Raw genomic sequence first — 11,639 nt, 5'->3', positions numbered from 1 at the left:
CCCGTAACCCCACGCCCCCATCAGGATCGGCCGGATCACCGTCAGCGTCACATAGGCAAAGATTGCAACGCCGAAGGCAAAGGGCACATGATAGCCCATCCCCAGCTTGTTGCAGATTTCAACCTCGCGCAGGGCCCAACTGACAAAGGCCCCGATGGCGCAGATCGTGATCAGCTGCCACAACCCCCCGTTCAGCAGGGGCGCGAAGGCCAGCCCGTATTCCACCGGCGGCGCGTCGATCGAGATCAGGAATGGATTCCACACCCCCTCCATCGCCGTGCCGTAAAAGATCAGGATGGTTCCCAGCGCCGCGAAAAAGAAAGTCGTGACGCCAAAGAAGCCGACGTAGAAAGGGCCGACCCAGAAGTCGAACAGGTTCCCGCCAACCAGCGTGCCACCCGGCACGCGATATTTTCTTTCGAAGCTGAGCAGTGCCATGCTTCCCTCTCCACATGCGCAAGACCAGTCCCCACTGGGCGTGGGCGGCCTAGCCAGACATTGAATTCCGTAAGGTGGTGGCGGGCGACAGCCAGCGGCAGCCGCCCGCAACTTGGGTAGGCCCGATTATTCCGTGGGAACCACGGCAGCGCGATCGTACTTCGCGGATGCCAGGTCGAACCAGTTGTAATCGGGGGTGCTGAGCAGGACGAGATGGATCATCGCTGCCAGCAAGAAGAGGAACACGCCCTGCGCCACAAACACGCGACGGGGGTCAAAGATCAGCCAGATTTTATAGAACTTGGACATGTCTTGTTCCTCCTCAGAACCACGGACGCCAGATGAACACCGCCAGATGAGCGATAACGGCTACGGTTACGAACAACCAAAGCCCGCTCATGTAGACGGAGTGCAGCTCTTGCGCCTGCTCGTCGGTAAGACCTGTGAAACTCAGGTCACTTCTATCAGCCATACTATCCTCCGGATGGGCAGACTGACGCCACATACCCTGTGGCGGGGTTCACGGATCGGCGGTATGCCTCCCCGAGTTTCTCCGCACCCCCCTTCCAAGACGGAGGGGCTGCGGTGAATGTCATCTCCGGCGGTTGTGGGCGCACAGGCCGCTGGATCGTTAAGCGTCCGGGATGTCCGGTCCCGGTCGAACTGCACCTCCCGCAACCGGCGGAAAGCGAAGGGCGTATCCCGTCAGGGCCGGAAGATCGCGGGCGTGACCGCCCCGGCCTCGCGCCAGGCGCGGGCCAGCGGGCCATGCACCGGCAACTGACGTTCGGTCACCAGCTTCAGCACCCAGGCCACCATGGCGAAGGGGATCGCCACCAGAAAAATCAGCGTGAAGTAAATCCTGAACTCCGCGCGTGGCGTGCGGTGGGCGTGGTGCCCGCCGTGGTCTCCGGCTGTATGATCACTCATGCGACCCTCCCTTGGGTTTAGGTGCCACGGGCTGCGGAGTGTTCCGCAAGGCCGCGACGAATTCCAGAACGACGCGTTCCGCGCCTTGGTCCAGTGCCGATTTCTCGGCGGCATCGCGCAGCGTGCGCGCGGCCGAAATCTGTGTCAGAACCGGGTGTTCGCTGACGATCCGGTTCAGTTCGATCTGCGCATCGACATCCCAGGGGAAGTCGCGCCGCAATGTGGTGGGGGTGGCCGCCGCACTGTCCATGTCGGTGCCAAGCGGCAGAATGTGGAACAGCGCCTCGAACAGACCGTTGCACACTTCCTGCAAGATCCACACCGCGCCGGCATAGCCCATGAACGGCGTGCCGGTGTGCCGGCGGATCGCTGCACCGGGAAAGCTCGCAGCGATGAAACTCGGCGCCGGGCCCCCAAATGATCCGGGCCCGCCCTTCATCTCCGCCATATACATCTTCTCGTTGATCGACCCCATCACGATCAGCGGCCGGTGCTGTTTCAACATCGCACGCACCGCTTCGTTATTGGTCTTCTTGCCCGGCACCCGCGCCACCGCGAATGCGCAGGGCAACCCGAGGTCCGTCTCCAGATAGTGCCGCACTCCGCGGGCATAGGTCTCGTTCGCCACGATAGCGAAGTTCGCCGTGGCAAAGAAATCCTGGGTGACACTGCGCCACAGATCCCAGACCGGCTTCAGTGTCGAATGCTTTTCCCGCGCGATGAAGGGCTGCGGGTCAAGCCCCAGCATCTCGCCCAGCGTTTCCAGAAACTTTGTGGTCGACTCCAGCCCGAACGGCGCCTGCAGATAAGGCTTGCAAAGACATTCCGCCAACCCGCGGCCAAACTCGCGGTACATCACGATGTTGACGTCGGCATTCACCAGATTGCGCATTTCGGCCAGGTGCGCGCCCAAGGGCATCACCATGTTGACCTCGGCACCAATCCCTTCGACCAGCCGCCGGATCTCGTGCAGATCCGACGCCATGTTGAACACGCCATACATCGGCCCAAGGATGTTGACGCGGGGTTTCGCGCCCTCAGGCCGCTCGGCCTCGGGCGGCATCCGGCCCTTGGTCATCCCGAACTCGGTAAAGATCCAGGTCATCGCCCGGTCGGCGCATTGCCACTGATCCTCATCGATGGTGCGGGGCAGAAAGCGCTGGATATTGGTGCCCGCAGGCGTCACGCCGCCGCCGATCATCTCGGCAATGCTGCCCGTCACCACCACGGCAGGCAGCGCCGGATCAAGCGTTTTCCACGCCCGCGCCATCGACGCCTCAGTGCCGGAACTCATCTCGCCTTCGCCCAGACCCGTCACCACGATCGGCAACTCATGCGGCGGCAGCGCATCGGTGTAATGCAAGACGCTGGTCACCGGCAGGTTCTCGCAGCCCACCGGCCCATCAATCACCACCTGCAGGCCCTTGACCGCACAGAAGGCATAGATCGCGCCCCAGTAGCCCCCCGCCCGGTCATGATCCTGGATCAGCATTCCTGCCCTCCAGCCCATTCATCTGTCCAGAAATATCCCACGGGGGTGCGGGGGTGTGAAACCCCCGCTGCGCCGCAGATCGATGGGCGGATCGATGGGCGGATCGAAGAGCGGATCATATCATCTCCTCCGCCTTCGCCGCCGTCGCGGCCTTGTCGAGTTTCTTCTGATGGATCGCCCGGAAGTCCGGCCGCAGGTTCGGGCTGCCTTCCCAAATGCCCGCCGTATCGCCGGAGCCGACACCTTCGAAGAAGGCTTTCATCCCGTCCATACGATCCTTGTTGCCCATCGCCGCATTGATCACCTGCGCCAGCGACCCCGCCCCGGCAGGCCCCATCAGCGGCCGAGCCGAGATGAGGTTCGTGAAATAGAGCGCTGGAATCGCAAGCTCTTTCGCCTTTTGCACCACCGGGGTCGTGCCAATCGCCAGATCGGGGCGAAAGCCTTCCATTGCGGCACAATCGTCCTCAAGGCTGGCGCGGTACTTCACCGCCACACCCTTGGATGCCAGCCAGTCGCGGTCGGCCTCGCTCCATTCGTTGCGCGCACAAGCGGTGCCGACATAGAGCACCTCCGCGCCGCTTTCGATCAACAGGCGGGCGACCAGCAACTCGCTGCCCTCATAGCCCGATACCGTGATCCGGCCCTTGATCGGCGTGGCCGCCAAGGCCGCCTTGATCGCCGGACCGAACGCATTCTGCGCCGCATTCACCTGCGCGGCAGGCACGCCGTAAGCCTCGCCAATCGCCGCCATCCACGCCATCGTGCCGTCAAGACCAACCGGGGCAGACCCCACAACCTTGCGCCCCGCCGCCTGAAACTCGCGGATCGAGGCGGTGTAGAACGGGTGGATTGCCGCCACGACCTTGCTGTCCAGCGCCGCATACAACTCGCGCCATTCACGGCAGGGCACCACCGGCCCCGCGGCCAGGCCCATCGGGGCCAGCATCGCGCCAATCATCATCGGGTCGGCCGGGAACATCTCGCCCAGCAGCGCGACGGTCGGGCGATCCGACCGGCCCTTTTCGGGCGCCTGCACCGGTCCGGCCTCAATCTCGGCGCGGGCGTATTTCAGCATCGCCCCCGCCAGCACGTCCTTGGCCTCGGCATGGGTCGGAACGCCGAACCCCGGCACGTCGATGCCGACGATACGTACGCCGTTGATTTCAGACGGTAGCAACTTTAACGGCACCCCGGAAGCCGTTGGAACACAAAGGTTTGTCACCACCACCGCATCATAGCGGTCCGGGTCCGCCAGTTCATGCACCGCATCGCGGATGTCTTCGAACAGCTTGCCGGTCACCAGTGATTCCGAGTTGAACGGCACATAGCCCACCGACCGGCGCGCGCCGTAAAAGTGCGAAACAAACGTCAGCCCATAGACGCAGCAGGCCGATCCCGAAAGCACCGTCGCCACCCGCCGCATCCGCAAGCCAACCCGCAGCGACCCGAAGGCCGGGCACATCGATTGCGGCTTGTCGTGCGGGCCTTGCGGATAGTCGCGGGCATAGCCGTCCAGCAGGTCGGAATTCCCCGCCGACCGCGCCGCCGCCTCCATCGTCGCGGCCCCGGCATGGCAGCCCATTCCATCCGAGATTACCGGCGCTTGCCCATCGGCCGGAAGGGAGACACCCTCCGCAACCGGGGTGTCAGCAGCCAGATCATAGCGGACTTCGCCAGCCATCACTTGCCACCCTTGGCAGCAATGGCCTTCAGCGCGGCTTCCAGTTTCGCAAGGGCTTCGAGGTCACACATTGTCATACACCACTTCCAGGGATGCTTTCGGCGCCGCGTTCTTGCCGCGCATGTCAAGGTCGGTTGCAGGCGTCAGCACGAAATCCGCCCCCGTCGTCTCGGCACTGAACAGGCCCAGAAGGCCGTCCTGCGTCAGCGGCTTCGGGCGCACCGGCGGCGCAATCGCCACCGCATCACCAAGCGATGCGAACAGCGGTCCCCACTCACTTTCATAGCTGCCAACGATCTGATAATTCGCAGATTTCTTGCGCAGATCGTCATTCTGCGGGATCGATGCAGCACCGGAATCCCCGCCACCTCGGCAAAAGCTGCCGCTTCACCGGTGCCGTCATCCTTGTTGATCACCAGCCCCGCGATGCCGACATTGCCGCCAAGCTTGCGGAAGTATTCCACTGCCGAGCAGACGTTATTGGCGACATACAGGCTCTGCAAATCGTTCGAGGCGACCAGGATCACCTTCTGCGCCATGTCGCGCGCAATCGGCAGACCGAAGCCACCGCAGACCACATCGCCGAGGAAATCGAGCAGAACATAGTCAAAGTCCCAGTCATGGAACCCGAGTTTCTCCAGCAGTTCAAAGCCATGGATGATCCCGCGCCCGCCACAACCCCGGCCGACCTCTGGCCCGCCCAGTTCCATCGCGAACACGCCGCCGCGCTTGAAGCAGACATCGCCGATCTTCACTTCTTCGCCCGCCAGCTTTTTCCGCGTCGAGGTTTCGATGATCGTCGGGCACGCCTTGCCACCAAACAGCAGGCTCGTGGTGTCCGATTTCGGATCGCAGCCGATCAGCAGCACCCGCTTGCCCATCTCGGCCATCATGTGGCTGAGGTTGGCCAGCGTGAACGACTTGCCGATGCCGCCCTTGCCATAGATCGCGATGATCTGGGTTTTTTTCGTCGGCTCCCCCTGCGGGATTTCCAGCGAAGGCTCTTCATGCGCCTCGTCACGCAGGCGGTTGTCGAATTCCTTGAGGTTCGGAACGTCGTTCATGCGTGGCCACTCCAATCAAGGATCATTTTCAAGCAGTTGGCGTCACTGAACGCCTGTTCATAGGCCGCCGGGGCGTCTGCCGCCGGGCGGGTGTGGGTGATCAGACCGTCCAGCGACAGCGCGCCGCTTTCGATCAGCGACCGGGTCGCGGTCAGGTCTTCCGGGGTCCATTCGCTGGCAATGCGGATGCGCGCCTCTTTCATGAAGGCGGGCGGAAAGGCGAAGGCCACGGGTTCGGTATAGAACCCCGCCAGCACAACCTCGCCGCCCCTTGCAAGACGCGGGATCAACGTGTCGATCAGGCCCACCGCCCCCGACGCATCATAAATCGCACGGTAGTCGCGGCGCGGATCATCCTCGGGCGACATCACCTCATACCCCACCGCGCCAGACTGGCGCTCCGGGTTGATTTCCCAGACTGTCGGCGCAGGCGCACCCGCCGCCACCGTCAGCCGCGCCAGCAACCGGCCCAGCGTGCCATGCCCCACGATCAGGTCGGGCAACGCGGTGTTGAACCCGGCCAGCGCATGCCGCGCGGTTGCCGCCAATGCCAGAAGCGCGCCCTGCGGCCCCATTCCGGCATCCAGCCGCGCCACCCGGCCCGCCTTGGTCACCAGATGCCGCGATGCGCCGCCAAACAGACCCTTCACATTGCCCGCAAAGCAATTGGCCCCCGGCACGAACACATGTTCGCCCACCGAAAAGCCCGAATTCGCCCCGGCCTCGACCACCACGCCCGACGCCTCGTACCCCGGCACCAGCGGATAGCCCATGCCCGGAAACGGCGGCATCGTGCCGGACCAGAACAGTTTTTCCGTGCCGGTGGAAATGCCGGAATGGGCAACTTCGACCACCAGATCCTCGTCACCCGGCGCAATCAGGCCAAGGCTTTCCAGCCCCAGGTCCTTCGGTCCGTGCAAGATGACAGCGGTGGTTCTCAAGTGCCTCTCCCCCTCTGGGCCGCGCCTTTCCCTCTGAGGGGGGAGTCGGCAGCAAACCCATCTGATAGTGTAAGTCTAACCTTACAATCTGAACTGTCAAATAAATTAGACACTTCCGCTGACTAATCGTCAGTCGCGCTGTGCGGTCACCGCCGAGGTCACGTATGGGCGATGTCCGGGATGCGTCTTGATTGCCTGAAACCCGGCAATTCGGCACATTTCAGCAATTTCTGCGGCAGATCGGCTGCGTCCGGTCTGCATCGCAAGCGTGTAGATGGCAAAATATACATCGGTCGCGGGGTCAGGACGCAGCCCCCCCGACATCGGCTCCGAGATGATCAGCCGCCCGCCGCGTGGCAATGCGGCCAGCACGCTGGCCAACAGCGCCGCCACCGTTTCATCGGCATGGTCATACAACACCCGGATCAGGCTGATCGCATCCGCCCCTTGCGGCAACGGATCGTCACGAAAGCTGCCGGGCCAGATCGTCACCCGGCCCGCCAGATCTGCGCTCGCCAGATCTGCGCTCGCCAGACCCGTGCTGGTCAGACCCGTGCTGGTCAGCCGCGCCTCGGCCCCAGCCACCACAGCGGGCAAGTCGAACAACGTCAGCGCGATCTTCGGGTGCGCCCGACCAACCGCAGCCAGAAACGCACCGGTGCCGCCGCCCACATCCATCAGCTGCGTGATCCCGCGAAAATCGACCAGCCGCAGCGTATCTTCGGCCACCAGTCCCTGACTGTCGGCCATCAGCGCCGAATAGCGCGCCGCCAGTTCCGGGTCTTCGGCCCCACCGGCACCAAACACATAGGGCCAGAACCCAGCCAGCTCTGGCTGCGTCTCGCCCCGGAAAAATGCAACCGGATCAGACAGGTCGTGGTACAGAACCGGGTGATGCTGCACCATCGCGGCAAGCCCTGGCACCGTCAGGAACGCGGCCCCGCGCGGGGTTAGCCGCCACAGATCGCCGCGCCGCCGGATCAGTTTCAGCGCCGCCCCCGCCTGCAGCAATATCGCCATCCGTTCCGGTGTCATGGCACAGCCCTGCGCCAATGTCGCCGTGTCGGCACCACGTTCGGCCAGCCGGTGCAGCACCCGCAGTTCCACCAGGGCCAGCAATGCCTGACTGCGAACAAACCCTGAAACGATCTCGAACAACGCCTCGCCTTCGCCCTTGGCGATGCGGCGCAAGCCCGGCATGCGGGCGCAAAAGCGGTGAAACCACGGCTGCATTGCCAGCCGCGCCGCCAGACCGGGGCCCGGCGCTTTGCGCCGCGGCGCCGCTTCGGTCATCGAACGCCTGCCACCTTGGCCTGCAGGTCTACCGGTGTCATCTTTTCGGCATAGGCCCGCACCATCTGCGCCAGCAGCGCCTCGCCGGGGCAGGATGGAATCGACGCGATGGCCCCGCCAAGAATGTCCTTCAGGTGCCGCACCGCGCCCTGCACGCCCAATTGCGCAACCGCGTTGGGCCGCCCATGTGCCGCATCCTGGCCCGCAGGTTTGCCGATTTCCTGCGCCGAAAGCAGCGCGTCCTTCAGATCATCAGCCACTTGAAACGCCTCGCCGATGCGCGCGCCCAGCTCTTCCCACGGCTCGGCCTCTTGTCCGGCGGCCAGCGCACCCATCTGGGTGGCGGCAATGAACAGCGCCCCGGTCTTGGCCCGGTGATACGCGCCCAGATTGACATGCGCCTCCGATTCCCAAGCCTGCCCGGCGCAAATCCCGCCCGGCATGCCGGTGCGCTGCGCCAGCACCCGGACCAGCTGCAACGCGCGCTGTGGCTGATCGCCCGCCGCCCGCGCCAGCACCTCAAACGCCAGCACGATCAGACTGTCGCCCGCCAGCACCGCCAGCGGCTCGCCGTAAGCCTTGTGCACCGTGGGCTTGCCGCGCCGCATGTCGGCATCGTCAAACGCCGGCAGGTCGTCGTGCACCAGACTGGCGCAATGGATCAGTTCCAGCGCCACCGCCGCCGCATCGCTCAAGGCAGGCCGGTCATCGCCGCAGGCCATCGCCACACTCAACAGAATCGTCGGCCGGATCCGCGCGCCACCCGGCGTAACCGAATACTCCAGCGCCGCAGCAAGCCGTCCCGGCGCATCGCTGCCGCGCCCCTGCCCCAGCCGGATCGCCTCCGCCACCGCCGCCTCGATTCGTGCCGAGATGCCCATGTCCCTCTCCCGCCGCCGTTGCAGCCCTGATCGTCGTTGCCCAAAGCTTGCACAAGCCGGGCGCGACTGTAAACAAAAACTTACACATCACTGTAATTCTGTATGGACACCCCGCCCCCCACCGCTAGACTTGCGCGATGAACCTGCAGACCCAGACAGTGGTGGTGATCGGTGCCGGCGTGGGCGGCCTTGCTGCCGCCATCCGCCTTGCCGCCGCCGGTGCAGCCGTCACGCTGGTTGAAGCCGCCGCCACCCCGGGTGGCAAGATGCGCACCCTGCCCTCGGCTGCCGGCCCGGTGGACGCAGGCCCCACCGTCCTGACCCTGCGCCATGTCTTCGACGATCTCTTCGCCCTTGCCGGAACCCGGCTGGAGGATCACCTGACCCTGATCCCGCAGCCGATCCTTGCGCGCCACTGGTGGCCCGATGGCAGCCGCCTTGACCTGCACGCCGACCCCGACGCAACGCTCGCCGCCATCGAAACCTTCGCCGGCCCGCGTGAGGCTCAGGCCTTCCGCCGCTTCGACCAGCTGTCGGCGCGCCTGTTCAAGACCTTCGACATCCCGGTGATGCAGGCAGCCAGTCCGAACCTCGGCCAGATCGCCCGCGCCGCCCTGCGCCAGCCGCGCCTGTGGCCTGCGCTGATGCCCGGCATGACCCTGACGCGCCTGTTGCGACTGCACTTCCGTGACCCCCGCCTCATCCAGCTGTTCGCCCGCTACGCCACCTACGTCGGCGGTCGCCCCAGCCATTCCCCCGCCGTCCTGTCGCTGATCTGGCGGGCCGAGGCGCAGGGCGTCTGGGCGGTACAGGGCGGCATGCACCAACTGGCACTTGCCTTGGCAACGCAAGCGCAACGCCTTGGCGTCCGCATCCGCTACGCCACCCGCGCAAGCCGCATCGTCACCCAGCATGGCCGCGTCACCGGCGTGCAGATCGAGGGCGGCAGCACCCTGCCCTGCACCGCCTGCGTCTTCAACGGCGATCCCGCGGCCCTGACCCAAGGCCTGCTTGGCACCGGCCCGGCCTCCGCCGTGGCCCCCCGCGCCACCGCGCCGCGCAGCCTGTCGGCCTGGGTCTGGTCGTTTGCCGCGACCCCGCAAGGCGACATTGCCCGGAACCTGATCCACCACAATGTCTTCTTCAGCGCTGATCCAAAGGCCGAATTCGGCCCGATCGGCCGTGGTCAGATGCCTGTGGACCCCAGCCTCTACCTCTGCGCCGAGGATCGCGCCGCCGGCCCCCCGGCCCGGCCCCTTGAACGCTTCGAGATCATCGTCAACGGCCCCGCAGGCCACCCCGCCACAGGCCACCCCGCCAAGGGCCACCCCGCCAAGGGCCAGGAGTTTTCGCAATGCACCAGCCGCACCTTCGACCGGCTTCAGGCTCAGGGCCTGACCTTCTCGCCGCAACCGCAGGCCCCGGCGCTGACCACGCCCGCGATGCTGGGTCAACTGTTCCCGGGCTCGCAGGGGGCGATCTACGGGCGCAGCCCCGAGGGGTTGATGGCCGCTTTCCAGCGCCCCCCGGCAACGACGGCGCTGGCGGGCCTGTATCTGGCGGGCGGGGGGGCGCATCCGGGGGCGGGGGTGCCGATGGCAGCCCTCTCCGGTCGGCACGCGGCCGAGGCGATAGCGCGCGGCCCGACTTCTCGGTAGACGTCCCGCCTGACGGCTATGCCTGGTGGTACATCGACGGGGTGTCTGATGATGGCAGCCGCGCGCTGTCGGTGATCGGCTTCATCGGATCGGTGTTTTCGCCGTGGTATCGCTGGTCCGGCAGGCGCGATCCGCAAGATCACGCCTGCATCAACGTCGCCACCTACGGCCCCGGCGCGCGCTTCACGATGACAGACCGTGGCCGCCCGGCCTTGCGCCAATCGCGCGACACTCTGCAGGTCGGCCCCTCGTCAATGCACTGGAACGGCCATCAACTGATTGTAACGGTTAATGAAATCGCCGCCCCGCCACTGGTAACCCCGGTGCGCGGTACCATCACCCTGACGCCGCAAGCCATCACCGATACCGAGGTGCTGCTGACCCCCGATGCCCGCCATATCTGGCGCCCCTTCGCCCCCACCGCGCATATCGAGGTGAACCTGACCCAAGGCCACCGCTGGCAGGGGCACGGCTATTTTGACGCCAATTTCGGCTCCGCCGCGCTTGAGGCCGACTTCCGGTTCTGGACCTGGGGCCGCTATCCGCTGCGCGACCGTGCGGTGTGCTTTTACGATGCCACCCGTATCGACGGCTCGAAACTGGCGCTTGGCGTCGAAATCGATGCCGCAGGTCAGGTCCGCGAAATCACCCCGCCGCCGCTGACCCGCTTTCGCCGCAGCCTCTGGCAGGTGCGCCGCGAAACCCGCGCCGATCCCGGCACCTCCCCAAAGCAGCGCCTCAACATGCTGGATGCGCCGTTTTATTCCCGCAGCCTGGTGCAAACCACGATCGATGGCGAACCCACCACCGGCGTCCACGAGGCCCTTGATCTGGTCCGTTACCGCCAACCTTGGCTGAAACCGATGATCGCGCTGCGCGTTCCCCGGCGCCGGAACTGGTCTTTCGACTGAACTTCTGATTTGCTCCCTACACAAATACTCCCGCGCGGAGCGTTTACAGGAGCCACCCGAATGTCAAAGGTCATCCTCATCACCGGCACGTCCTCCGGTCTGGGCGCCAGCCTGTCCGTGCAGGCCGCAAGGGCCGGCCACAAGGTCTATGCAACGATGCGCGACCTTGCAAAACGCGGCCCGCTCGATGCGGCGGCGGCAGGTCTGCCGCTGACGGTTCTGCAACTGGATGTGCAAGACGATGCCAGCATCAGCGCTGCCGTGGCTGACGTGATCGCCCGCGAAGGCCGGATCGACGTTCTGGTCAACAACGCCGGGGCCGGTTTCGTGCGCAGCCTCGAACAGGC

Annotated in this window: 11 protein-coding genes and 2 pseudogenes; 3 read left to right on the top strand and 10 right to left on the bottom strand. The window is 65.3% G+C overall.

What is annotated here, in order from left to right; all coding sequences use genetic code 11:
* The 10 genes and pseudogenes from RMO18_RS08295 to RMO18_RS08250 form a co-directional block, all read right to left on the bottom strand.
* A pseudogene (locus RMO18_RS08295) lies at window positions 1–438 on the bottom strand (photosynthetic reaction center subunit L); the annotation flags it as partial.
* A gap of 126 nt (window positions 439–564) precedes the next feature.
* A complete protein-coding gene (gene pufA / locus RMO18_RS08290; protein WP_309665163.1) occupies window positions 565–747 on the bottom strand; it encodes a light-harvesting antenna LH1, alpha subunit in 183 nt (60 codons plus the stop codon).
* A 13-nt stretch (window positions 748–760) separates the two neighbouring features.
* Window positions 761–910: a light-harvesting antenna LH1, beta subunit gene (pufB, locus tag RMO18_RS08285; RefSeq protein WP_309665160.1), complete on the bottom strand. Its 150-nt coding sequence runs from the start codon at window positions 908–910 to the stop codon at window positions 761–763.
* 233 nt (window positions 911–1,143) lie between these two features.
* Window positions 1,144–1,368 carry a cytochrome PufQ gene (pufQ, locus tag RMO18_RS08280; RefSeq protein ID WP_309665159.1) on the bottom strand — a complete coding sequence of 75 codons (225 nt, stop codon included), beginning with the start codon at window positions 1,366–1,368 and terminating at the stop codon, window positions 1,144–1,146.
* On the bottom strand, window positions 1,361–2,860 hold the full coding sequence (gene bchZ / locus RMO18_RS08275; protein ID WP_309665157.1) for a chlorophyllide a reductase subunit Z: 1,500 nt from the start codon (window positions 2,858–2,860) through the stop codon (window positions 1,361–1,363). The genes pufQ and bchZ overlap by 8 nt, the downstream gene beginning before the upstream one ends.
* 115 nt (window positions 2,861–2,975) lie before the next feature.
* The gene (gene bchY / locus RMO18_RS08270) at window positions 2,976–4,544 is read right to left on the bottom strand and encodes a chlorophyllide a reductase subunit Y (protein ID WP_309665154.1); all 1,569 of its coding nucleotides are present in this window, start codon (window positions 4,542–4,544) and stop codon (window positions 2,976–2,978) included.
* Window positions 4,545–4,607: 63 nt separating this feature from the next.
* Window positions 4,608–5,608 (bottom strand): annotated as a pseudogene (locus RMO18_RS08265) (chlorophyllide a reductase iron protein subunit X).
* Window positions 5,605–6,549 (bottom strand): chlorophyll synthesis pathway protein BchC, encoded by a 945-nt coding sequence (bchC, locus tag RMO18_RS08260; RefSeq protein WP_309665153.1) that lies wholly within the window; start codon window positions 6,547–6,549, stop codon window positions 5,605–5,607. The pseudogene RMO18_RS08265 and the gene bchC overlap by 4 nt, the downstream one beginning before the upstream one ends.
* Window positions 6,550–6,678: 129 nt before the next feature.
* Window positions 6,679–7,842, bottom strand: coding sequence for a methyltransferase (locus tag RMO18_RS08255; RefSeq protein WP_405054034.1), 1,164 nt, complete (start codon window positions 7,840–7,842; stop codon window positions 6,679–6,681).
* A complete protein-coding gene (locus RMO18_RS08250) occupies window positions 7,839–8,723 on the bottom strand; it encodes a polyprenyl synthetase family protein (RefSeq protein WP_309665152.1) in 885 nt (294 codons plus the stop codon). Before RMO18_RS08250 ends, RMO18_RS08255 begins: the two co-directional genes overlap by 4 nt.
* A gap of 137 nt (window positions 8,724–8,860) precedes the next feature.
* Between RMO18_RS08250 and crtD the strand changes: the two genes are divergently transcribed.
* From crtD to RMO18_RS08235, 3 genes are all read left to right on the top strand, one after another.
* Window positions 8,861–10,381 (top strand): 1-hydroxycarotenoid 3,4-desaturase CrtD, encoded by a 1,521-nt coding sequence (crtD, locus tag RMO18_RS08245; RefSeq protein ID WP_309665151.1) that lies wholly within the window; start codon window positions 8,861–8,863, stop codon window positions 10,379–10,381.
* 41 nt (window positions 10,382–10,422) lie between these two features.
* Window positions 10,423–11,292, top strand: coding sequence for a carotenoid 1,2-hydratase (crtC, locus tag RMO18_RS08240; protein WP_309665149.1), 870 nt, complete (start codon window positions 10,423–10,425; stop codon window positions 11,290–11,292).
* Window positions 11,293–11,352: 60 nt separating this feature from the next.
* Window positions 11,353–11,639: SDR family NAD(P)-dependent oxidoreductase (locus RMO18_RS08235; protein ID WP_309665147.1), on the top strand; the 287-nt coding region annotated here is incomplete at its 3' end.

Origin of the sequence: Tabrizicola sp. (assembly GCF_031377265.1) — a bacterium.
GTDB lineage: Bacteria > Pseudomonadota > Alphaproteobacteria > Rhodobacterales > Rhodobacteraceae > JAUYQR01.
The sequence above is the reverse complement of the archived record's forward strand: the minus strand, read 5'-3'. Positions and strand labels throughout refer to the sequence as shown.

Coding starts and splice junctions, on each gene's coding strand:
- pufA (WP_309665163.1), bottom strand. CDS start 747: ATGTCCAAGTTCTATAAAATCTGGCTGATCTTTGACCCCCGTCGCGTG.
- pufB (WP_309665160.1), bottom strand. CDS start 910: ATGGCTGATAGAAGTGACCTGAGTTTCACAGGTCTTACCGACGAGCAG.
- pufQ (WP_309665159.1), bottom strand. CDS start 1,368: ATGAGTGATCATACAGCCGGAGACCACGGCGGGCACCACGCCCACCGC.
- bchZ (WP_309665157.1), bottom strand. CDS start 2,860: ATGCTGATCCAGGATCATGACCGGGCGGGGGGCTACTGGGGCGCGATC.
- bchY (WP_309665154.1), bottom strand. CDS start 4,544: ATGGCTGGCGAAGTCCGCTATGATCTGGCTGCTGACACCCCGGTTGCG.
- RMO18_RS08255 (WP_405054034.1), bottom strand. CDS start 7,842: ATGACCGAAGCGGCGCCGCGGCGCAAAGCGCCGGGCCCCGGTCTGGCG.
- RMO18_RS08250 (WP_309665152.1), bottom strand. CDS start 8,723: ATGGGCATCTCGGCACGAATCGAGGCGGCGGTGGCGGAGGCGATCCGG.
- crtD (WP_309665151.1), top strand. CDS start 8,861: ATGAACCTGCAGACCCAGACAGTGGTGGTGATCGGTGCCGGCGTGGGC.